Raw genomic sequence first — 21,121 nt, 5'->3', positions numbered from 1 at the left:
AAGGATTACGATAGACGCATTTCAAAAAAACTATTACCGGGCGGCGGCACTTGAAATTTTCCCTGTCTGCCACTATTCTGAACAACGTATTCATTAATCCCGATTTAAAAGGAAACAAACATGAGCAGCGAATTGATTATCCACGCCAGCGATGCCAGCTTCGAACAAGACGTTTTGAAATCCGACGTACCTGTATTGCTGGACTTCTGGGCACCATGGTGCGGCCCTTGCAGAATGATCGCCCCAATCTTGGACGACATTGCCTCCGAATTCCAAGGTCGTCTGAAAGTCGTTAAAATCAACATCGACGAAAATGAAGCCACTCCTGCCAAATTCGGCGTTCGCGGCATCCCTACCCTGATGGTGTTCAAAAACGGCAAAAACGTTGCAACCAAAGTCGGCGCATTGGCTAAAGGCCAACTGACTGCATTCGTTGAAGCCTCTATCGCTTAAGACTTTAAGCATATAAAAAGGCCGTCTGAAAATTGTTTTCAGACGGCCTTTTTTGTATCGGTTAAGCAGCCAATGGTTTCAAAGTCAGGCTGATATTTTCAGCTTTTACTTTAAACAGCAAATCAATATTCGGATGTTTGCCCGGATTGGCTTCGGCATCGGCAACATGTTCGGCAAACCATGCCAGGCCGCGTTCTGCCGCCGCTGCGTCAAGTTTACCGCCAAACTCTTGTGCCAAAGCATGGTAAAGCTTGAGCGAGCCTTGTTTGCCGGGTGCATTGGGAATGTGATGAACCACATTGCCCTCTTTGTCGAGAATATCCAAGCCGCTTAAATGATCGATGGCAGGCATGGCGGCCAGATTGTCTTGGAAGCTCATGATTGTCCTTTCTGATGTGGGTTTTAAAGCAAACCATATAACAAGGCCGTCTGAAAGTTTAGGTTTGACACTTTTCAGACGGCCTTAAACATTTCAATTAACGTGTACCGAAAATCTTATCGCCGGCATCGCCCAAACCGGGAATGATGTAGCCGTGTTCGTTCAAGTGGCTGTCGAGCGCGGCAGTGTAGATGGTTACATCAGGATGCGCCTCGTTGACGGCTTTCACGCCTTCCGGCGCGGCAACCAATACCAATGCTTTGATGTTATGGCAACCTTTGGCTTTCAAAAGGTCAATGGTGGCAACCATAGAGCCGCCGGTCGCCAACATCGGGTCGATAATCAGCGCGGGACGTTCGTCCATGCTGTCGACAAATTTTTCAAAATAAGAAACCGGTTTCAAAGTTTCTTCATCGCGCTGCAAGCCGACAACGCTGATTTTGGCAGTCGGAATCAGGTCGAGTACGCCGTCAAGCATACCCAAACCGGCACGCAAAATCGGGACGACGGTCAGTGTTTTGCCTTTGATGCGGTCGCCTTCAATAGAGCCGCACCAGCCGTCAATAATGTATTTTTCAATTTCAAAATCACGGCTGGCCTCATATGCCATCAGACGTGCCAACTCGGTGGTAAGCGTGCGGAATTTGTAAGTGCTGCAATCCGCTTCACGCATCAGCGTGAGTTTGTGGCGGACTAAAGGGTGGTTGATAACGGTAACGTTCATGTTGATTTTCCGAATTGCGTTAATGGAGGGGGATTATACTTTTTTTCGCATGGCGCGCAAAGTGCGTATTCATGCGAAAGGCCGTCTGAATCAGGGTTTCAGACGGCCTTTGTCAACAATTTTACATTACGGAATATTGCAGATGATTAAGCTTTCAGCAATTCTTGCAGTTCACCGGCTTCGTACATTTCCATCAAAATGTCAGAACCGCCGACAAATTCGCCGTTAACGTACAGTTGAGGGATGGTCGGCCAGTCGCTGTATTCTTTAATGCCTTGGCGTACGGCATCGTTTTCCAATACGTTGACGGTTACATAGTCGGTGCAACCTGCCGCATTCAGGATTTGTACGGCACGGGAAGAGAAGCCGCATTGCGGGAATTGCTTCGTGCCTTTCATGAACAATACGACGCGGTGTGTGGTAACGACTTCTTTGATTTGATCGTGGATAGAGGACATGGTGTGTTCCTTTTTACTAAATCGGTTGTTCGGGGAAAATCAAATTTCCCGCCATTATACGCAAATTGATGAAGTTGAGGGGCGTTTATCAACGTCGGATCTGACCGTTGCCGTTGATGTAGAATTTGGTCGAAGTCAGCGCTTCCAAACCCATCGGGCCGCGAGCGTGCATTTTTTGGGTGGAAATCCCGATTTCCGCGCCCAATCCGAAAACAAAGCCGTCGGTAAACCGAGTGGACGCATTGACATAAACCGCCGCCGCATCAATGCTTTCTTGGAAAAACTCGGCATGGGCAATGCTTTGGGTCACAATCGCTTCCGAGTGATGCGTCGTATGGCCGTTAATCCAATCGACGGCTTCTTCCACTGTTTTCACTATTTTGACCGACATAATATAGTCAAGAAACTCGGTACTGTAATCTTCCTCGGTTGCCAAAACAGTATTTTTAAACATACGCAATGCTTCCTGATCAGCTCTAAATTCGACCGGATGTACTTTGGCAACGGCTTCTTCCAGTTTGGGCAAAAACACTTCCGCTATCTTTTCATGAACAACCAAAGACTCCGCGGCATTACACACGCTCGGACGCTGCGTTTTGGCGTTCACGACGATATCGACCGCCATCTCTAAATCGGCACTGTCGTCTACATAAATATGGCAATTACCGACCCCGGTTTCAATGACGGGAACTTTCGATTTCTCTTTCACCGTCTGAATCAAGCGCGCGCCGCCGCGCGGAATCAGTACATCAATATAATCGACTGCCTGCATCAATTCCTCGGCAGCGGCATGACTGGTATCTTCGACCAGCTGCACCACATCGGCATCCATTCCCGCTTTTACCAAAGTCTGCCTGATGACGGCAATCAATGCGGTGTTGGAATGGATGGCATCGCGACCGCCGCGCAAAATAATGGCATTGCCGGTTTTAAAGGCCAGAGAAAACGCATCGACCGAAACATTCGGGCGGCTTTCAAAAATCATGGCAACCACGCCTAAAGGCACGCGTTTCTGAACAATCTTCAAACCGTCCAGATTGGTATAGCCGCGGACAACTTGCCCAATCGGGTCCTGTAAATCGGCAACCTGCCCAACGCCTTCCGCAATGCCTTTGATGCGTTCGTGATTCAAGCGCAGCCTGTCGAGCATAATGTCCGAAATGCCGTTTTCTTTTGCAGCGGCCAAATCGCGGGCATTTTCCGCCAAAATCATCTCAGCCTGTTCAACCAACGCCGCCGCAACCTGATGCAGCAGATTGTTTTTTTCCACGCTTCCCAAGCTGATTAACGTTTTGCTGGCTTTTTGAGCATTCTTGCCCAACTGTTCGATATAGCTCATAAAACCTCCCTATTTCTCTTGTGCAAACCACGTTCCGATAGGCGCGCCATCTAAAACCTGAAGGATATCGCGCGGATTGGCGCTGTTCATCAATACCATCTGGCCGTAATGTTCAAACATCATCTGCGCGCTCTTAATCTTACTGAGCATGCCGCCCGTACCAAACTTACTGCCCGAGCCGCCGGCAGAAGCAATAATTTCTTCGGTAATATCGGCCACATGGCTGCGCAGCTTGGCATCGGCGTGAACGGCCGGATTTTTATCAAACAAACCGTCGATATCGGACAACATAATCAGCAAATCGGCTTTAACGATTTTCGCTACAACTGCCGACAAACGGTCGTTATCGCCGAACTTGGTCGCATGGTCCATCTCGTCCACGCTGACCGCGTCGTTCTCATTGACAATAGGGATGACGCCGATGGAAAGCAGGGATTCAAAAGCATTGGTAACGTTTGCCAAACTTTCCGGATATTCGACCACATCACGCGTCAGCAGGATTTGCGATACTGTCATCCGATAATGGGAAAAAATCTGCGAGTAAAGGCTCATCATGGCCACTTGGCCGACGCTGGAAACAGCCTGCTGCTGCGCCATTTCCGCCGGACGTTTCTCCATATTGAGGACATTCAGCCCAAAGCCCATCGCGCCGGAAGACACCAGCACAATTTCTTTGTCCTTACTGACCAAGCTGGAAATGACAAAGGCCAGTTGGTCGATTTTTGCCAAATTGATTTTACCGTTTGGCAATACCAAAGAGCTGGTTCCAATCTTAATGACAATACGTTTTACTGCTTCAAAATCTCGTTTCATTATTCTCCTCTGCTTTCTATTTTTATGATTGCATGCGGCATTATTTCAGCCAAACGTATTCACATCATAACTGCGAAGCAATAGAAAATACAGACAAAATTAAAAAACGCCTCCTCTAAAAGCCATATTTTCAGCCTTTATCCGAATCCGTTAACAACAAAACAAAAGGCCGTCTGAAACCCTATTTCAGGTTTCAGACGGCCTTTTACCGATTGTTGAGAATCCGACCTGCCACGATAAATACAGACCGTTCCCTACAAACGCTTATTGGTGTTCAGAAATAATTTTCAGCATTTGCGCCAATACTTTAGGATTGGCCGCAACGATGTCGCCGCTTTCCAACCAGCCTTCATTACCGGACATATCGGTAACGATGCCGCCTGCTTCTTGGACAATCAATGCACCGGCGGCAATATCCCAAGGTTTAAGGTTAAACTCGAAGAAACCGTCCAAACGGCCTGCCGCAACGGCACACAAATCCAAAGAAGCCGCGCCTTCACGACGGCCGCCGGCGGTTTTTGCCAAGAAGTCTTTCAAAATCGCCAGATACTTGTCCATCATGCTTTGATCGACAACAGGGAAGCCGGTACCGATCAGGCAGCGGTTCAATTCGATGCGGTTGGAGACACGGATGCGGCGGTCGTTGAGCAACGCGCCTTTGCCGCGGGAGGCCATGTATACATCGTTGCGCTCAGGTGCGTACACCAAAGCTTCTTGCAACACGCCTTTATGCAGGAGTGCCATAGAGATGGCGTATTGAGGATGGCCGTGGAGGAAGTTGGTTGTGCCGTCGAGCGGGTCGATAATCCATTCGTACTCGGCGGTGGCTTTACCGTGGGAGCCGCCTTCTTCGCAAGTGATTTTGTGATGCGGATAGGCTTCTTTGAGCGCTTCCACCAAAATCATCTCGGAGCTGCGGTCAACATCGGAAACGAAGTCGTTGAATGCTTTGCTGTCTACTTTGACGGCATCCAGATTGCCGGCGGCGCGAATCATCATTTGCCCTGCTTTACGGGCGGCTTTGAAAGCGGTATTTAAAAACGGATTCATGGTTTTCTTCCTAATTCAGGTAAAATACGCCCTAATGTGCCGAACAAGGCACATAAGAGGCTGTTAATCGTTTCCGATGCTGTTAAAGAACATTTCAGACGGCATGGAAAAAGGCCGTCTGAAAACAAAAAGATGGCGCATTATACCTGATTCCCGTACAAACAGAAAACAAAACATGACTTCCGAAAAACCTGCCCTGCCCGCTTATCTGGACAACATCCGCATCATCCTCACGCGCACCAGCCATCCCGCCAATATCGGCTCCGCCGCGCGCGCCATGAAAACAATGGGTCTGCACAAACTGACCATCGTCGCTCCCAATCTGATGGCAACGCCGATGACGGAAAATCCGCCCGTGTTTGACCCGGAGCATCCTCAATCGTTTAAATTACCGGAAGAAAGCTTCATCCTCGCTTCCGGCGCGGCAGACGTTTTGGAAAATGCCACCATTGCCGCCTCTTTGGACGAAGCCCTTGCCGACACCACCATCGCCTGCGCCCTGACCAGCCGCCGTCGCGAAATCACCGCCCCACTGCAAACCCCGCGCGACTTGGTACCCGAATTACTGCAGGCCGCCAACCGCGGCGAGAAAGTGGCGCTGGTCTTCGGCAACGAGACTTTCGGCTTGAGCATCGAAGAAGTCCAAGCCTGCAACCGACTGATGACCATCAACGGCAATCCCGACTATTTCTCGCTCAACCTTGCCCAAGCCGTGCAGGTCGTGTGCTACGAAATCTTCAGCCAAACCGATTCGCCCATGACCCATCTTCAACAAGAAGACCACGCCGCGACCCACGAGCAAATCAAAGGCATGGTCGCTCACATGGAAAGCGTGATGCACGACATCGGCTTTTTCAACCGCCGTAACGGCGAGCGCCTGATACGCCGTATGCAGAGCCTGTTCGGCCGCGCCAATACGCAAACCGAAGACATCGATATCCTGCGCGGTTTTTTCAATACCGTCAGCCACCGCATCCATAAAAAAGACTGATTAAGGCCGTCTGAAAACATTTCCAGCTTTTCAGACGGCATGACTGATATTCGGATAAGCATGAATTACGCCCTAGATGCATTATGGTGGAAACTCACCAGCCAACCCGTCCGTGACCTCGCCTCGCTGCTGTCTGCGCCGCCTTTGTGGCAAAGCGGTTGCGAATTGAGCGTGCGCGAACTATTGGGGGAACACGGTTTCCGTTACCTTTTGGCATTGGACGCCACTCCCGCTCCGCTGAAGGATTACCTCGCCCAACGCGCCCCATTCGGCCACCGTCTCGGCATTTATGCCGAAGAGCTGCTGGCTTTCTGGTTTGCCAACGCGCCGCACGCCAAGCTGCACGCATACAATCTGCCCGTTTTTTCAGACGGCCAAACTTTAGGCGCCGCTGATTTTGTCGTTTCCCTCAACCAACAGCCCTACCATATCGAGCTGGCGTGTAAATACTACGGCGGAGACCAAGTGCAAAACCTGCGCGGCCTCAATCCTAAAGACACGCTGACGGACAAGACCGCCAAATTGGTGCAGCAATCCCAGCTACTGCATACGCTGCAAGGCAAAACAACCTTAACCGCACAAGGTCTGTCGGAAAATCCGCTCCCTGCTTCCATCGTGCGCGGCATCGGATTTTTTCCACAAGGTTTCCATGCTTTTGAGCCGCCGCTTAATCCATACGGTTGGCGCGGCATCTATATTCAAGATTGGGCGGAATACGGGTTTGAACGCCAAGAAGCCCGCTACCATCTACTCGACCGCATGGCCTATCTTGCACCTGCGCGTGTTGCCAAAACCGAAACATTGAACGAAACCGAAATCCGCCGTATCGACCAAGGCTTAATTGCCGTTTTGGAATTACGGCCGGACGGCTTTTGGCACGAAATCGAACGCATCATGAAGGCCGTCTGAAACCATTTACCAACTTTAAGAGAACCCATTACATTATGAACGCCGCACAACTCGACCATACCGCCAAAGTTTTGGCTGAAATGCTGACTTTCAAACAGCCTTCCGATGCCGTCCTCTCCGCCTATTTCCGCGAACACAAAAAGCTCGGCCGCCAAGACCGCCACGAAATCGCCGAAACCGCCTTTGCCGCGCTGCGACACTATCAAAAAATCAGTACCGCCCTGCGCCGTCCGCACGCGCAGCCGCGCAAAGCCGCACTGGCTGCACTGGTTCTCGGCAGAAGCACCAACATCAGCCAAATCAAAGACCTGCTTGATGAAGAAGAAACAAAGTTCCTCGGCAATTTGAAAGCCCGCAAAACCGAGTTTTCAGACGGTCTGAATACCGCCGCAGAATTGCCGCAATGGCTGGTGGAACAACTGCAACAGCATTGGAGCGAAGAAGAAATCCTCGCTTTCGGCCGCAGCATTAACCAACCTGCCCCGCTCGATATACGCGTCAATACCTTGAAAGGTAAACGCGATAAAATGCTGCCATTGTTGCAAGCCGAAAGTGCCGATGCAGAGGCCACGCCTTATTCGCCTTGGGGTATCCGCCTGAAAAACAAAATCGCGCTTAACAAACACGAGCTGTTTTTGGACGGTACGCTGGAAGTCCAAGACGAAGGCAGCCAGCTGCTTGCCTTATTGGTGGGCGCAAAACGCGGCGAAATCATTGTCGATTTCTGTGCCGGAGCCGGCGGTAAAACCTTGGCTATCGGCGCACAAATGGCCAACAAAGGCAGAATCTACGCCTTCGACATCGCCGAAAAACGCCTTGCCAACCTCAAACCGCGCATGACCCGCGCCGGACTGACCAACATCCACCCCGAACGCATCAGCAGCGAACACGATACCCGTATCGCCCGACTGGCAGGCAAAGCCGACCGTGTATTGGTGGACGCGCCCTGCTCCGGTTTGGGTACTTTACGCCGCAATCCCGACCTCAAATACCGCCAATCCGCCGAGACCGTGGCCAACCTTTTGGAACAGCAACACAGCATCCTCGATGCCGCCTCCAAACTGGTGAAACCGCAAGGCCGCTTGGTGTACGCCACCTGCAGCGTGTTGCCGGAAGAAAACGAGCTGCAAGTCGAACGTTTCCTGTCCGAACATCCCGAGTTTGAACTCGTCAACTGCACCGAACTTCTGCAAAGCCTGAAGGTCGATTTGGATACCGGAAAATACCTGCGCCTCAACTCCGGAGAACACCAAACCGACGGCTTCTTTGCCGCTGTATTGCAACGTAAGGATTAAGGTTGAAAAAGGCCGTCTGAAATCCTTTCAGACGGCCTTTTTGATAGATTTTTTACATTAAAATCATTAGAAACGATAGTCGCGCTCTGCAATAATATACTTTAAGGCATGTATCTCGACCTTTCATCAGAATATTGTGAAAAGCTGGAAAAAATACTCTATGCTTTGTAAATGTATGTGTTCTCGTTCAAAATTCGCCCAGTCATGCCTCAGGCGATACCCGATACAGACAACGATAAGATATAAATTATTTGGTTAAAAATCATGTCGCATATTTATTCTTCCCCCACAAAGCCCCGTTTATTGTCATCGGCCGTTGCCGTCGCCTGCTGTCTGTTGCCGTTTCAGACGGCCTCTGCATACAGCCTGCAAGACATCCTCAGGGACGCTTTAATCAGCGACCCGATTGTGCGTGAAGCCAAAGCCACTCAAGAAGCTGCACAAAGCACGACCAAAGCCACGCGCGCGCGCCATTATCCTGTCGTTACCCTGACCGGCACGAAAGTGCTGGCGCAACACAATAAATACAACAGCAACGATATGGATGACGGTATCGGCGTGCGCGGCAGCGTGAACATTTACTCATGGGGTGCGATTGAAGCCGCCGTCCGCCGCGACCGCAGCCGCGAAGAATACTATCAACACAAATACACCGAAAGCCAAGAGCAGCTGGGCAGCGATATCGGCCGCCTTTATCTGAGCGCATTGCGTGCAAAAGAAACCCTGATCCTCAACGAACAGACTTTGGCGCGTCATAACGCCCTCATAGAAACCCTGACCACAATCGTCAAACAGGATGCCGGCCGCCACTTTGAACTGATTGAAGCGCGCGCACGCCAGCTGCAAGTAGCCAACATTATCGCCCAACAACGCCGCACCATGGATTTGGCGCTGAGCCGCCTGTCCCGCTATACCTCGCGCCAGCTGACTGCCAACGATTTGGAAGATCCGTTTAAAAACGACACGGCAAAATCCATCAGCGAACGCTTCAACAACCCCAACCGCAACAATAATCCGTCCTATCAGGCGCAATTGGCCGAGCGCGACAGCGTCCGTGCAGATTTGGATGCGTCCAAAGCCGAACGCCTGCCTGCCCTCAATTTGGAAGGCAGTGCAACGCGCAACACCAGACAGCTTTATTTAAACGTTGCATGGAATGTGCTGGATATTGCCGCACGACACAATGTAGAGCGCAATGCCAAATCATTGATTGCCGCAGAGGCCAAGTCCGAACAAATCCTGCGCGATATGAACGAACGCGTTCAAACGTCGGCCATCGATATGCAGGAAAGTGAACAGCGCACCGCATTAACAGCTCAACATATTCTTGCTCAAAAAGATGTTATCAAAGCCTATGAAATGCAATTTAGAGTTGCAAGACGTACGCTGACCGACGTTTTGAGCGCATACAGTGAGTTATCCTCCATCGAGCAGGATTATGTTGCCGCCCGCAACGATTTCCGCGATGCGGCGCTCGACTATTTAAATACCCAAGCCAAAATCTCCGCTTGGGTCGGTTTGGCACAAAAATAAAGCCATATCCGCCGGTTAAACCAAAAACATTACGCGAAAAAATATGAAAGCCATCATTGAACATATCGTTTTAGTGACCCGCCTTTTGGGTGCGCCCGTATCCGAAGCCGCTTTGTCCGCCGAAGTCGTGCGTGACAAAAAGCTCAAGGTCAACTATCACTCACTGGTCGAAGTCCTGCGCAGCCACGGCTTTGAAAACACCTTATCCAAACGCAATCTAGAAGACATCCCCTCGCTCGCCGTGCCGGTCATGATTATCCTGCACAACGAAGAAGCAGCGGTTATCACCCAAATCGAAGGCTCCGGCCAAGAGCGCAAATACCATATCCGCCAGGTTGACGGTTTGGAACAAGAACTCAGCCATGAGCAGCTCTCCGGCCTGTATTTGGGCTACTGCTGGTTTATCAAACCCAAAATGGCTACCGATATGCGCTCGGAACTGCCTGAATACCATTTGCCCAAAGCATGGTTTTGGAAAGTCATTTGGCGTTTCCGCAGCTACTACTACCAAGTCATCTTGGCCACTATCATCATTAACTTCCTTGCGCTCGTCAGCTCCCTGTATGTGATGAACGTGTACGACCGCGTGATTCCCAACCAAGCCTATGAAACCTTGTGGGTATTGAGCATCGGCGTGGTCTTGGCGATTTTGTTTGAATTTGTCGCCAAGATGATTCGCGGTCATTTGACCGATATTGCCGGTAAAAAAGCCGACCTGATCATCAGCTCGGCCCTGTTCCGCCGCGTGATGGCATTGCGTCTAGCAGACCGTCCTGCTTCTTCCGGTTCATACGCCAGTAATTTGCGCGAATTTGAAGCCGTGCGCGAGTTCATGACCAGTGCCAGCTTGTTGACTATTGTCGACTTGCCTTTCCTGTTGCTGTTTATCTTCGTGATTTCCATGGTTGGCGGCAAACTGGCACTCGTTCCCCTGACCATCATTCCGATTGTCGTGATTGTCGGTTTTGTCGTACAACGCCCGCTCTCCCGCCACATCAACGAATCAATGAAAGAAGGTTCGCAACGCTCCGGCCTTGCCGTTGAAGCCATCGAAGGTATCGAAACCCTGAAAACCAACAACGCCACATCTTGGGCGCAACAACGTTGGGATGAATACACCGCCAAAACTTCTGCTTCTTCCATCAAAGTCAAGGACACCAGCAACTTCATGGTCAACTTCGCCGTTGCCATGCAGCAGCTCAATACCGTCTTCTTGGTCGTCGTCGGTACCTATCTGATTCATGCCGACAACCATGCGGAACGCATCACCATGGGTGCATTGATTGCCTCCGTGATTCTATCCGGCCGTGCTTTGGCGCCATTGGCACAAATCGCTGGTTTGGCCACCCGCTTCCAACAGGCCAAACTTGCCCTCAAAGGAGTAAACGACATCGTTACCCGCCCTATCGAGCGCAACCCGGAACGCAAATATATTACTTTGGACAACGTTCAAGGCAATATTACCTTTGAAAACGTATCGTTCAAATATCAAGCCGACAACAACAGCGCCGTCGAAGATTTGCGCCTGACCATCAAGCCGGGCGAAAAAGTCGGTATTTTGGGCCGTATCGGCAGCGGTAAAAGCACCATGCTCAAACTGGCCAGCGGTCTGTACGACACTGAAAAAGGCAACGTTACCCTTGACGGCGTCGATATGCGCCAACTTGACCCCAACTTCCTGCGCGATCAAGTCCTGCTGTTGAGCCAATCGCCACGCCTGTTTCTCGGCACATTGCGTGAAAACATGGACTTGGCACGTACCGGCAGCTACTCTACCGACCAAGACCTGCTGAATGCGCTCAACCGCTTCGGCCTCGACAAAATCATCCGCAACCATCCGCGTGGTTTGGATATGCCTCTGGGTGAAGACGGCTTGGGCTTGTCCGGCGGTCAAAAACAAATCATTGCCCTGGCGCGTATGACCTTGCGAAACCCGAAAGTCGTCTTGCTGGACGAGCCGACCACCAGCCTGGACCAGGCTACCGAACGAATGGCGCTCAATGCCATTGCCCAATGGGGCCGCAACCGCACTATGCTTTTGGTAACCCACCGTCCGCAAGTGCTGCAAATCGTCAACCGCATCATTGTGATGGACAATGGCAAAGTCGTGATGGACGGCCCGCGTGACCTGGTATTGCAAAAACTCATGCAAAACGAACAGGCCAAAGCAGCCAACGTCAAACAACAACAGCAACAACAAGCTGCCACAGCCCCTCAATCGGCAGCACAATAAAGCAAAAGGCCGTCTGAAACCTACTTGCCCTTTCAGACAGCCTGCCCTAATGGTTAAAATCCACCAAACACAATAAAGACACACGATTATGAGCCGCGAAAACAACGTCAAATCCAAAGATCTCGACCTTATCAACGACCTCAACGCCGCCCTTCAAAAAGAAAAACACAGTGGCCAGTTTATTGTCATCATCCTGTTTTTTATTCTGATGATTGTCTTCGTTATTTGGGCTTACAACAGCCCTGTCGAAGAAGTGACCCGTGGCAACGGCAATATCATTCCCAGCAGCCGTGAGCAAGTAATCCAAAGCCTGGATCCCGGCATCGTAACCGAAATCATGGTTAAAGAAGGCGACATGGTCGAGAAAGATCAGGTTCTGATGAAGCTCGATGACACGCGCAGCTCCGCCGTTTTGCGCGAAAGCGAAGCCAAAGTCGCAAACCTCGAAGCCACTATTGCCCGCCTTAAAGCTGAAGCCTACGGTACCAAGCTCTCCTTCCCAGAAAGCGTGGGCCCTGAGCTTCGCCGTCGCGAAATTGCCGCCTACAAAGCACGCCGCCAAGTCATGGTGGATGCCATCAACGGCCTATCCCAAAGTAAAGCTGCACTTGATCGAGAGATTGCCATTACTGCTCCTCTTGTTTCCGAAGGTTATGTTTCCGAAGTCGAACTTTTAAGAATGCGCCGTGAGTCTGCCGACTTGGCCACCCAAATTTCCGAACGCCGCAACCGCTACAAAGCCGATGCCAACAACGAACTTTTGCAAGCCGAATCCGAGCTGGCGCAATCCAAAGAAAACGTTGCCATGCGTGCCGACCCGGTTGAACGCTCGCAAATCCGCGCGCCTATGCGCGGCATCGTCAAAGGCATAAAAGTCACCACCATCGGCGGCGTTGTAAACGCAGGCGAAGACATCATGCAAATCGTCCCAGTTGACGACAAACTGCTGGTCGAAGCCTATATCCGTCCGCAAGACATCGCCTTTATCCGCGCAGGCCAACCTGCATTGGTTAAAGTCAGTGCCTACGACTACTCCATCTACGGCGGTTTGGAAGGCAAAGTTACCCTCGTTGGCGCCGATACCGTCAGCAATTCCATGCAAAACCGTGCCAACGACCTGAAACTTGATCCGAACCAAGTCTATTACCGTGTTCTCGTCCAAACCGAAAACAACTCCCTGAAAGACAAAAACGGCAAACCTATGCCGATTATTCCAGGCATGGTCGCAACGGTAGACATCAAAACCGGTGAAAAAACCATCTTCCAATACCTGATCAAACCGATCACGCGTATGAAACAAGCGTTAAGCGAACGCTAATCGATAAAACGATAAAAGGCCGTCTGAACGTTTTCAGACGGCCTTTGATTTATGTTTTCACTATGCCCGTTTATCCGGCAGGCAAATTACTTCTCCTTAAAAGCAGTACCGACAAACGTTCTTTTCGGATTGCCTCGCTCAACTTGATAGAGTTGCGCGTGCTGCTCCTGCGCAAAATTTCCAGCTTGTCCTGCATGATGCTCCGCCAACTTTTGCGCCAATAACATGACCGCCAATTTCTTATTGGCATGCTGGCTGCGTTCGCTCTCGACCCGCACGGAAATGCCGCTTTCTTTATGGGTGGCGCGGACGGCACTTTCGGTTTTATTGACATGTTGCCCACCCTTGCCGCCCGAACGACAGGTTTGAAACTCGATTCCGTTTTCAGACGGCATTTCATACATCTGAGGCATATCGGGCAAGCGGAAAACACCTATATACCAATTTTTGCGCGGATGTTTCGGATGGACAGGGCTGGGGCAAATCCATTGGAGCGTCCCCTGCCAAGTTTGCGCCAAGCTTTCGGCTTTCTGCCCTTCCAATTTGAGCGTTGCCGACAAAATGCCGTGCTTATCGGATGTTTCAGTAACAAGTTCGGCATCAATGCCATTTGCTTGGGCTTCGGCAAGCAGCTTGCCCAAGACGAAACGGGCAAATATACGGCACTCTGCCGGCCCTTTCGCAGTGGAAATTTGCAGATAAATCAATGGTGTATTCTGTTCCATCTTTACGCTCCACACTCGCCGCCGGTTTTATAAGTCAAAACAGGCTTGAACCGCGCGACCAATTCAATCAAACCTGCGTTTTTCATCGCGGCAATAACGCTGTCGATGCTTTTATAAGCCTGCGGCGCTTCTTCAAAAATCAAAGCTTTATCCTGACAAACGACTACGCTGCCAAATTCGGTCTGGCGCAGGCTGTCGGCAGTATATTTGTGCGACAGCCTGCCTTTGCATTCGCCGCGCTGCCACTTCCGACCTGCGCCGTGAGCCAAGGTGTTCAACGAAATTTGGCAATCTTCGGCAGGTCGGACCAGATAGCTGTAATCGCCGCGCGAGCCGGGTATCATGACCAAGCCTTTATCGGTGGGCATTGCGCCTTTTCGGTGCAGCCAACCGGTCGTGCCATCAATCTCGGCTTGTTCCAAAAAATTATGATGGACATCGAGCAGACATGTTCCTTCTGCGCGCCAACGGTCGAGCATTCTGGCCGCAATCAAACGGCGGTTAAGTCTGGCAAATTCCAGGGCTGCTTGGTGTTCGGCAAGGTAGGCTGCCGCCGCTTCGCCCTCTTCCGCCAAACCTTGATGCCCGAAGGCGGCAATATGGCGTTGCAAAATCTGCTGGCCCAATCCGCGCGAACCGCTATGCACCAACAGTTGCAGATGATTTTCATCAAAATCGGGCGGAAGTAGATCGGCGCGATAAACAGTATCAACAGTTTGCAACTCAGCAAAATGGTTGCCGCCGCCAATCGTACCTACGGCAAGGCCGTCTGAAAATTGGCGCATATCGACAGCGTCGCCTAATAAATCGACCTGTTCGTCTTTGTCTAGCGGCGTATCGACATTGCCCAGCTGTTTGGCGAGTTTGGCCGGTTTAAGTTTGGCTGCGCGTAAATCGGTCTGCCAAAACGCCATGCCGCAACCGATGTCGTTCCCAATCAGAGCAGGATAAAAATGACGGTCGCTGAAAAATGCCGCACCAACCGGATAACCGCGCCCTGCGTGTAAATCCGGCATTCCGGCAACGCGTAACATATGCGGTAATCGGGCGGTGGTTTCGAGCTGTGCAACAGCGTTGCCTTCAATCCATGTATTTGAATCGGCAATAATTTGAATATGATGGGGATAATTGCCCATGTGTTTATGCTTTCTTTAAAACGGATAGAAACCGACAACAGATGACAATAAATATCCACCGTCTGCGAAATGTTCAGACGGCCTGGTTTCTAGCCGATAATCGTAGGGAAAGCAGCCCAAAGCGGGCGACATGGAATGCGAAAAGCGTTATCCGAAAATCAGACCGACGCTTGGGCTGCAAAGAATGTGATTGAGCGGATTGAAGTATTGCGTGTCATGGCTTGCTCCTTTCTTTGCATAAAAATATTAAAAACGTTCGGATTATAGAGTGTTCATTTCCAATCATGCAAACTTACTGACATCAATCTGCCAATAATGTTGTATAAATGGCAACTATTGAGAACATGATTTAGGCCGTCTGAAAACTTTTCAGACGGCCTTTAATGCCCAATAATCCTTACAAAACAACGGTCGGATAAGAGCCGACAACTTTCACGAAGGAAGCGCGTTCGCCCAAAAGCTGCAAGGCTTTTTGGACATTTTCATCGCTTTGGTGGCCTTCGATATCGATGAAGAACAGGTATTCCCACAAAACCGATTTGCTTGGGCGGCTTTCAAATTTGGTCATGGAAATGCCTAATTCAGTAAAAGGTTGCAACAAAGAAGTAACAGCACCGGCACGGTTGGGCGCGGAGACGACCAAAGAGGTTTTGTCGTTGCCGCTGCGGCCGGTTTCTTGATGACCCATCACCAAGAAGCGCGTGGTGTTGTTCGGTTCGTCTTCGATACACTCGGCGGCAAAGCTCAACTGATAAATTTCCGCGGCGATACGTCCGGCAATAGCGGCTACATTCGGACTGTCAGATTCGGCAACCAGACGCGCTGCTTCTGCATTGCTGGCTACGGCGATACGCTCGGCATTAGGCAGGTTGCGGCCGAGCCAGTCGTTGCATTGCGCCAAGGCTTGGGCATGAGCGAAAACTTTGGTAATGCCGCCGATTTCATGGCTGTCTTTACGCAACAAGTTGTGATGGATGCGGACAACCACTTCGCCGCAGGCTTTCAACGCAGTTACTGCCAACAAGTCTAAAGTACGGCCCACCGAGCCTTCGGTCGAATTTTCTACCGGCGCCACCAAATAATCGGCTTGACGCGTTTCGACTTGTTTGAAGCAGTTGTCGATGGTGGTACACGCCATGGTGTGTGCGGCGTGGCCGAAATGTTTGATGGCAGCTTGCTGGGTAAATGTCCCCTTCGGACCCAAATAAGCAATCGTCAGCGGACGCTCCACCGCCAAACATTCGCTCATAATCTCGCGAAACAGCCGAGTAACTGATTCATCAGGTAAAGGGCCGCGGTTCAAATCCTGAATCCGGCGTAAAACGGCCACTTCCCGTTCAGGACGGTACACCGCGCCTGTCCCTTTCAATTCGCCGATAGCATGCGCATGACCGGCGCGCTCGTTGAGCAAACGGAGGATTTCCGCATCAATGCTGTCGATGGCATTGCGGTGCGGCAATAATTGTTCGTCTATGGATAAAGGCATAAGCTGTCTCGCAATTTTGTGAGGGATGTTTTCATTTTAACATTAAAGGCCGTCTGAATTCCGTTTTCAGACGGCCTCAACACTATCTTTATCTAACTTTATCGTCTATCAGGTTTGCAAACGCCGCCAATTCCATCATAATTAAGCCTTTTGAACGACAAGGCCTATTCCATGCACTCAAACGGACTGTACACCCGTTTTCTGCCCGATGAAGAAGCAACCCTGAAACTGGGTGAAAAATGGAGCAAACAGCTTTCCGCTCCGCTGACCATCTATCTTGAAGGCGGGCTGGGTGCAGGCAAAACCACGCTGACACGCGGGATTTTGCGCGGACTGGGACATACGGGCGCAGTCAAAAGCCCGACTTACACCATTGTCGAATCTTATCCGCTGGATACATTCACCCTCCACCATTTCGACCTCTACCGCTTTACCATGCCCGAGGAATGGGAAGATGCCGGTTTGGACGAATTGTTTGCGCCCGACAGCGTCTGCCTCATCGAATGGCCGCAGCAAGGTGGGGAATTCACGCCTCCGGCAGACATTACCATTACATTGACGTACACCGATAAGGGCAGAACCTGCACCTTTTCCGCCCACACAAACCAAGGCCGAAAAAGTTTAGAATCATGGTCAAATTAACTAGAAGACACATTCTCCGTCAAGGCACAGGACTATTTCTCACCCTCACACCCGTTGGTGCTGCATTGGCCAAACCGGCCTCTCCTGCGCAATTCCTTGCCGTCCGCATTTGGCCGGCGAACGCCTACACACGCGTTACCCTTGAGAGCAACCACTCAATGAAATACCAACATTTTATGTTGGACAACCCCAGCCGGTTGGTCGTGGATATTCAAGGCGCGGAAATCAACAGCGTCCTGCAAGGCATTTCCAGCAAAGTGCTGTCTAACGACCCTTTTATCCGCAGCATTCGTGCCGGTCAAAATACGCCCAATACCGTGCGTATCGTCATCGACCTCAAACAAAGCACCCATCCGCAAGTCTTTGCGCTCGCCCCCGTCGGCAACTTCAGAAACCGCTTGGTTATCGACCTCTATCCGCACGGCGCAGATGCCAACGACCCGATGATGGCCTTGCTCAACGGCAATATCCCAAAACAACGTCAAAATACCAATATCGCATACGACACCCCTGCCCCTAAAAGCAACCGCGGCAGCGGCGGCAACCGCCGTCCCGTGATTATGATCGATCCCGGTCACGGCGGCGAAGACCCCGGCGCAATCGGCCCGAGCGGCCTCAAAGAGAAAAACGTTGTACTCTCCATCGCACGCGAAACCAAAAAACGCCTCGAAGCCTTGGGTTACAACGTATTCATGACGCGCAACGAAGACATTTTTATCCCATTGGGCGTACGCGTTGCCAAAGGCCGTGCGCGCAATGCCGACGTATTCGTATCCATCCACGCCGATGCCTTTACCAGCCCGTCCGCTCGCGGTACCGGCGTATATATGCTCAATACCAAAGGCGCGACCAGCTCGGCGGCAAAATTCCTTGCCCAAACCCAAAACAACGCCGATGCCATCGGCGGTGTACAAACCAGTGGCAACCCCAATGTCGACAACGCCATTTTGGACATGACCCAAACCGCGACCCTGCGCGACAGCCGCAAGCTCGGCCATTCCGTCCTGACCGAATTGGGCAAACTCAACCAACTGCACAAAGGCCGCGTTGACGAAGCCAACTTCGCTGTCCTCCGCGCGCCGGATGTTCCGTCCATTTTGGTGGAAACTGCCTTCCTCTCCAACCCTACCGAAGAGCGGCTGCTCGGCAGCGAATCATTCCGCCAACAATGCGCCCAAGCCATTGCCACCGGTATTCAAAAATACATCAATACCGCCGTTTTACGACGCGGATAATGGCTTAATGAAACAAAGGCCGTCTGAAAATTTTTCAGACGGCCTTATCTTTTCAAGCAATCCATTTAACCGCATTTCCCTACCGCAGCCGGATAAACGGACACCTTCGTCTGCGTCAATGCAAACAGGTTTTCCAACTGCATTTGCGCCTGACGGTTGGCATGTTCCAAAATCTCAGCCTTACACGCGCTTTGCAATACCTGCCGTTTCGCTTCTTCCTGCACCGTCTTGAATACCGACTTATCCATAGGCAGCAAATTAAACGAGCCGGTCTGAATATCGTACACTTCGATATTTTCCAAATCCACGCTCAAGATTTCCACCGCCGGCAGACTGATCAATACCTTGTCGTCCACAATATTGACATTGTCCGAGTTCAACTTGTCCAAATCCAAACCGGCCAACACCTTGCCGCGCACAATAAAAATACCGCTTTGCGAATCCTGCCACAGCCTGCGCCAATCCCCTTTTTTCTCCGTACGGATAATCGTATCGATATAAAATGCCGTACTTTCCAAGCGGTTCATCTGCTTAATCTGCATCAAAACCCCTTCGCGAGATAAAATCTGATGTTCTTCGTTCTGACCATGAAGGGCATAAAACCAGCTGCCCGCAGCCGTCAGCGCACACAACACCAGCACGACCAATCCGCGCCCAAGCATTTTCATTTCAAACATCCCCCGTTAAAATAATCATCAAAACATTCCTCATATTCTCCCAAAACCGTCAATTTCAAGCCATACTCAGGCCGTCTGAAACATTAAAAAATATTACCAAAAAGTAATAAAAAATCCCAACAAACAAAGTTTGCCTTTTAGTAAAGACAAGACTACAATCCATTACACACAATTCAATTTCATCTCATCATGAATACCACCGACCTGCGCCGCCACAACCTACGGCAATGGATAACACAACACCACAATGGCCAGCAGACCAAGTTTGCCCAAGCCATCTCCATCAACCAAGGCGAGCTGTCCGCCCTGCTGAAAAACAAATCTTTCGGCGAGAAAAAAGCCCGAAAAATCGAGCAGGCAGCCAATATGCCTGACATGTGGCTGGATCAAGACCACCAAGACCGCCACGCCCCCACCATCAGCCAAGAAAGAAATACCATGTCCCACATCTCCACCATCCCCGAAATCCTAGCAGACATCAAAGCCGGCAAAATGGTCATCATCACCGATGCCGAAGACCGCGAAAACGAAGGCGACTTGCTGATGGCCGCCCAATTCGTTACCCCCGAAGCCATCAACTTTATGATCAAAAACGCACGCGGCCTGGTCTGCCTGCCGATGGACGGCGAAATGGTCGAAAAACTCGGCCTGCCCATGATGACCCAAAAAAATGGCGCACAATACGGCACCAACTTTACCGTCTCCATCGAAGCCGCCCACGGCATTACCACCGGCATTTCCGCCGCCGACCGCGCCCTGACCATTCAAACCGCCGTTTCCCCATCCGCCAAACCCGAAGACATCGTCCAACCCGGCCACATCTTCCCACTGCGTGCCCAAAAAGGCGGCGTACTTGTCCGCGCCGGACATACCGAAGCCGGTGTCGATCTGGCACAAATGAACGGCCTGATTCCCGCCGCCGTCATCTGCGAAATCATCAACGACGACGGCACCATGGCACGTATGCCCGAACTGATGAAATTCGCCGAAGAACACAATCTCAAAATCGGCACCATTACCGACCTCATCGAATACCGCAGCCGTACCGAAAGCCTGCTCGAAGACATGGGCAACGCACCCGTACAAACCCCGTGGGGCGAGTTCCAACAACACGTTTACGTCGACAAACTCTCCGGCGAAACCCACCTTGCCCTCGTCAAAGGCACACCAACCTCCGACGAAGAAACCCTCGTCCGCGTCCACGAACCCTTTAGCGTCATGGACTTCATCCAAACCAACCCGCGCCACTCATGGTCGCTGCCCAAAGCTCTTGAGCGCATTCAACAAGCCGAAAGCGGCGTAGTCATCCTCCTGCACCGCACCGAAGACGGCGCCACCCTGCTCGACCGCACCCTGCCCAAAGGTGCAAACCAAGCCTACAAATGGGACAGCAAAAGCTACGGCATAGGCGCACAAATCCTCGCCGGCCTCAACGTCAAAAAACTGCGCGTCCTCGGTCAACCGTCATCCTTCACCGGCCTCACCGGCTTCGGCCTCGAAGTCGTTGGCTTTGAAGAAGCTGAAAAATAATCTTGCTTGATTAACTCTCAAAGCAAATGAAACAAAAGGCCGTCTGAAAGTTTTCAGACGGCTTTTTCATATCTCTATTTATCTGAATATGATCCAAATAAAATCACAATAGAAAAGACTATTTATTAGATTATTTCAATAATGATAAGCATAATCAATTATTAGATAAATATTAATAATATTTAAAAATTTTAT

The 21,121-nt window shown here is 51.0% G+C and carries 20 protein-coding genes; 10 read left to right on the top strand and 10 right to left on the bottom strand.

The features are described 5' to 3' along the window. Window positions 1–120: 120 nt before the first annotated feature. Entirely contained in the window at window positions 121–453 is a 333-nt protein-coding gene (trxA, locus tag O3682_RS06715) for a thioredoxin TrxA (RefSeq protein ID WP_371509187.1), read from the top strand. A gap of 61 nt (window positions 454–514) precedes the next feature. On the opposite strand, the gene O3682_RS06710 is transcribed toward trxA, so the two are convergent. The 6 genes from O3682_RS06710 to O3682_RS06685 all read right to left on the bottom strand — a co-directional run bounded on the left by O3682_RS06710 (window position 515) and on the right by O3682_RS06685 (window position 5,216). Beyond that, window positions 515–832, bottom strand: coding sequence for a DUF2322 family protein (locus O3682_RS06710; RefSeq protein WP_371509185.1), 318 nt, complete (start codon window positions 830–832; stop codon window positions 515–517). A gap of 97 nt (window positions 833–929) precedes the next feature. After that, window positions 930–1,556, bottom strand: coding sequence for a uracil phosphoribosyltransferase (upp, locus tag O3682_RS06705; protein ID WP_371509183.1), 627 nt, complete (start codon window positions 1,554–1,556; stop codon window positions 930–932). Window positions 1,557–1,702: 146 nt separating this feature from the next. Next, window positions 1,703–2,014 carry a Grx4 family monothiol glutaredoxin gene (gene grxD / locus O3682_RS06700; protein ID WP_003681608.1) on the bottom strand — a complete coding sequence of 104 codons (312 nt, stop codon included), beginning with the start codon at window positions 2,012–2,014 and terminating at the stop codon, window positions 1,703–1,705. 88 nt (window positions 2,015–2,102) lie between these two features. Continuing rightward, window positions 2,103–3,353, bottom strand: coding sequence for a glutamate-5-semialdehyde dehydrogenase (locus tag O3682_RS06695; RefSeq protein WP_371509181.1), 1,251 nt, complete (start codon window positions 3,351–3,353; stop codon window positions 2,103–2,105). A gap of 9 nt (window positions 3,354–3,362) precedes the next feature. Beyond that, window positions 3,363–4,166, bottom strand: a complete 804-nt coding sequence (proB, locus tag O3682_RS06690) for a glutamate 5-kinase (protein WP_371509179.1) — start codon at window positions 4,164–4,166, stop codon at window positions 3,363–3,365. 264 nt (window positions 4,167–4,430) lie between these two features. Further along, entirely contained in the window at window positions 4,431–5,216 is a 786-nt protein-coding gene (locus tag O3682_RS06685; protein WP_070461469.1) for an inositol monophosphatase family protein, read from the bottom strand. Window positions 5,217–5,391: 175 nt separating this feature from the next. Here O3682_RS06685 and O3682_RS06680 point away from each other — a divergent pair, with 175 nt between their 5' ends. The 6 genes from O3682_RS06680 to O3682_RS06655 all read left to right on the top strand — a co-directional run bounded on the left by O3682_RS06680 (window position 5,392) and on the right by O3682_RS06655 (window position 13,495). Further along, window positions 5,392–6,207, top strand: a complete 816-nt coding sequence (locus tag O3682_RS06680) for an RNA methyltransferase (RefSeq protein WP_371509178.1) — start codon at window positions 5,392–5,394, stop codon at window positions 6,205–6,207. Between the two features lie 39 nt (window positions 6,208–6,246). Next, the gene (locus tag O3682_RS06675) at window positions 6,247–7,116 is read left to right on the top strand and encodes a DUF1853 family protein (RefSeq protein ID WP_371509176.1); all 870 of its coding nucleotides are present in this window, start codon (window positions 6,247–6,249) and stop codon (window positions 7,114–7,116) included. 35 nt (window positions 7,117–7,151) lie between these two features. Then, window positions 7,152–8,411 (top strand): RsmB/NOP family class I SAM-dependent RNA methyltransferase, encoded by a 1,260-nt coding sequence (locus O3682_RS06670; protein WP_371509255.1) that lies wholly within the window; start codon window positions 7,152–7,154, stop codon window positions 8,409–8,411. Between the two features lie 264 nt (window positions 8,412–8,675). Beyond that, the gene (locus tag O3682_RS06665) at window positions 8,676–9,944 is read left to right on the top strand and encodes a TolC family protein (RefSeq protein ID WP_371509175.1); all 1,269 of its coding nucleotides are present in this window, start codon (window positions 8,676–8,678) and stop codon (window positions 9,942–9,944) included. Between the two features lie 43 nt (window positions 9,945–9,987). After that, window positions 9,988–12,177 (top strand): type I secretion system permease/ATPase, encoded by a 2,190-nt coding sequence (locus O3682_RS06660; RefSeq protein WP_371509173.1) that lies wholly within the window; start codon window positions 9,988–9,990, stop codon window positions 12,175–12,177. Window positions 12,178–12,265: 88 nt separating this feature from the next. Beyond that, window positions 12,266–13,495 (top strand): HlyD family type I secretion periplasmic adaptor subunit, encoded by a 1,230-nt coding sequence (locus O3682_RS06655; protein WP_371509171.1) that lies wholly within the window; start codon window positions 12,266–12,268, stop codon window positions 13,493–13,495. 86 nt (window positions 13,496–13,581) lie between these two features. On the opposite strand, the gene prfH is transcribed toward O3682_RS06655, so the two are convergent. From prfH to pheA, 3 genes are all read right to left on the bottom strand, one after another. Next, window positions 13,582–14,202, bottom strand: coding sequence for a peptide chain release factor H (gene prfH, locus O3682_RS06650; RefSeq protein ID WP_371509253.1), 621 nt, complete (start codon window positions 14,200–14,202; stop codon window positions 13,582–13,584). Window positions 14,203–14,222: 20 nt separating this feature from the next. Beyond that, window positions 14,223–15,356, bottom strand: a complete 1,134-nt coding sequence (locus O3682_RS06645) for an RNA ligase RtcB family protein (protein ID WP_371509169.1) — start codon at window positions 15,354–15,356, stop codon at window positions 14,223–14,225. 397 nt (window positions 15,357–15,753) lie between these two features. After that, complete coding sequence (gene pheA, locus O3682_RS06640) at window positions 15,754–16,842, bottom strand: prephenate dehydratase (RefSeq protein WP_049323519.1); 1,089 nt, start codon at window positions 16,840–16,842, stop codon at window positions 15,754–15,756. 171 nt (window positions 16,843–17,013) lie between these two features. Between pheA and tsaE the strand changes: the two genes are divergently transcribed. Both tsaE and O3682_RS06630 read left to right on the top strand, forming a co-directional pair. Continuing rightward, window positions 17,014–17,484, top strand: coding sequence for a tRNA (adenosine(37)-N6)-threonylcarbamoyltransferase complex ATPase subunit type 1 TsaE (gene tsaE, locus O3682_RS06635; protein WP_371509167.1), 471 nt, complete (start codon window positions 17,014–17,016; stop codon window positions 17,482–17,484). Beyond that, entirely contained in the window at window positions 17,472–18,719 is a 1,248-nt protein-coding gene (locus tag O3682_RS06630; protein WP_371509165.1) for an N-acetylmuramoyl-L-alanine amidase, read from the top strand. Before tsaE ends, O3682_RS06630 begins: the two co-directional genes overlap by 13 nt. Window positions 18,720–18,784: 65 nt before the next feature. Here the strand turns inward: O3682_RS06630 and O3682_RS06625 are convergent, their stop codons facing one another. Continuing rightward, window positions 18,785–19,396, bottom strand: coding sequence for a DUF4230 domain-containing protein (locus O3682_RS06625; protein ID WP_371509163.1), 612 nt, complete (start codon window positions 19,394–19,396; stop codon window positions 18,785–18,787). 189 nt (window positions 19,397–19,585) lie between these two features. On the opposite strand from O3682_RS06625, the gene ribBA reads away from it, so the two are divergent. After that, the gene (ribBA, locus tag O3682_RS06620) at window positions 19,586–20,926 is read left to right on the top strand and encodes a bifunctional 3,4-dihydroxy-2-butanone-4-phosphate synthase/GTP cyclohydrolase II (RefSeq protein ID WP_371509162.1); all 1,341 of its coding nucleotides are present in this window, start codon (window positions 19,586–19,588) and stop codon (window positions 20,924–20,926) included. Window positions 20,927–21,121 lie beyond the last annotated feature (195 nt).

The organism is Neisseria sp. 27098_8_112 (genome assembly GCF_041433235.1).
GTDB lineage: Bacteria > Pseudomonadota > Gammaproteobacteria > Burkholderiales > Neisseriaceae > Neisseria.
This window is presented reverse-complemented; position numbering and strand designations above follow the sequence as displayed.

Coding starts and splice junctions, on each gene's coding strand:
- proB (WP_371509179.1), bottom strand. CDS start 4,166: ATGAAACGAGATTTTGAAGCAGTAAAACGTATTGTCATTAAGATTGGA.
- O3682_RS06695 (WP_371509181.1), bottom strand. CDS start 3,353: ATGAGCTATATCGAACAGTTGGGCAAGAATGCTCAAAAAGCCAGCAAA.
- O3682_RS06630 (WP_371509165.1), top strand. CDS start 17,472: ATGGTCAAATTAACTAGAAGACACATTCTCCGTCAAGGCACAGGACTA.
- O3682_RS06660 (WP_371509173.1), top strand. CDS start 9,988: ATGAAAGCCATCATTGAACATATCGTTTTAGTGACCCGCCTTTTGGGT.
- trxA (WP_371509187.1), top strand. CDS start 121: ATGAGCAGCGAATTGATTATCCACGCCAGCGATGCCAGCTTCGAACAA.
- ribBA (WP_371509162.1), top strand. CDS start 19,586: ATGAATACCACCGACCTGCGCCGCCACAACCTACGGCAATGGATAACA.
- upp (WP_371509183.1), bottom strand. CDS start 1,556: ATGAACGTTACCGTTATCAACCACCCTTTAGTCCGCCACAAACTCACG.
- O3682_RS06670 (WP_371509255.1), top strand. CDS start 7,152: ATGAACGCCGCACAACTCGACCATACCGCCAAAGTTTTGGCTGAAATG.
- O3682_RS06655 (WP_371509171.1), top strand. CDS start 12,266: ATGAGCCGCGAAAACAACGTCAAATCCAAAGATCTCGACCTTATCAAC.
- O3682_RS06645 (WP_371509169.1), bottom strand. CDS start 15,356: ATGGGCAATTATCCCCATCATATTCAAATTATTGCCGATTCAAATACA.
- O3682_RS06685 (WP_070461469.1), bottom strand. CDS start 5,216: ATGAATCCGTTTTTAAATACCGCTTTCAAAGCCGCCCGTAAAGCAGGG.
- grxD (WP_003681608.1), bottom strand. CDS start 2,014: ATGTCCTCTATCCACGATCAAATCAAAGAAGTCGTTACCACACACCGC.
- O3682_RS06675 (WP_371509176.1), top strand. CDS start 6,247: ATGACTGATATTCGGATAAGCATGAATTACGCCCTAGATGCATTATGG.
- O3682_RS06680 (WP_371509178.1), top strand. CDS start 5,392: ATGACTTCCGAAAAACCTGCCCTGCCCGCTTATCTGGACAACATCCGC.
- pheA (WP_049323519.1), bottom strand. CDS start 16,842: ATGCCTTTATCCATAGACGAACAATTATTGCCGCACCGCAATGCCATC.
- O3682_RS06665 (WP_371509175.1), top strand. CDS start 8,676: ATGTCGCATATTTATTCTTCCCCCACAAAGCCCCGTTTATTGTCATCG.
- O3682_RS06625 (WP_371509163.1), bottom strand. CDS start 19,396: ATGTTTGAAATGAAAATGCTTGGGCGCGGATTGGTCGTGCTGGTGTTG.
- O3682_RS06710 (WP_371509185.1), bottom strand. CDS start 832: ATGAGCTTCCAAGACAATCTGGCCGCCATGCCTGCCATCGATCATTTA.
- tsaE (WP_371509167.1), top strand. CDS start 17,014: ATGCACTCAAACGGACTGTACACCCGTTTTCTGCCCGATGAAGAAGCA.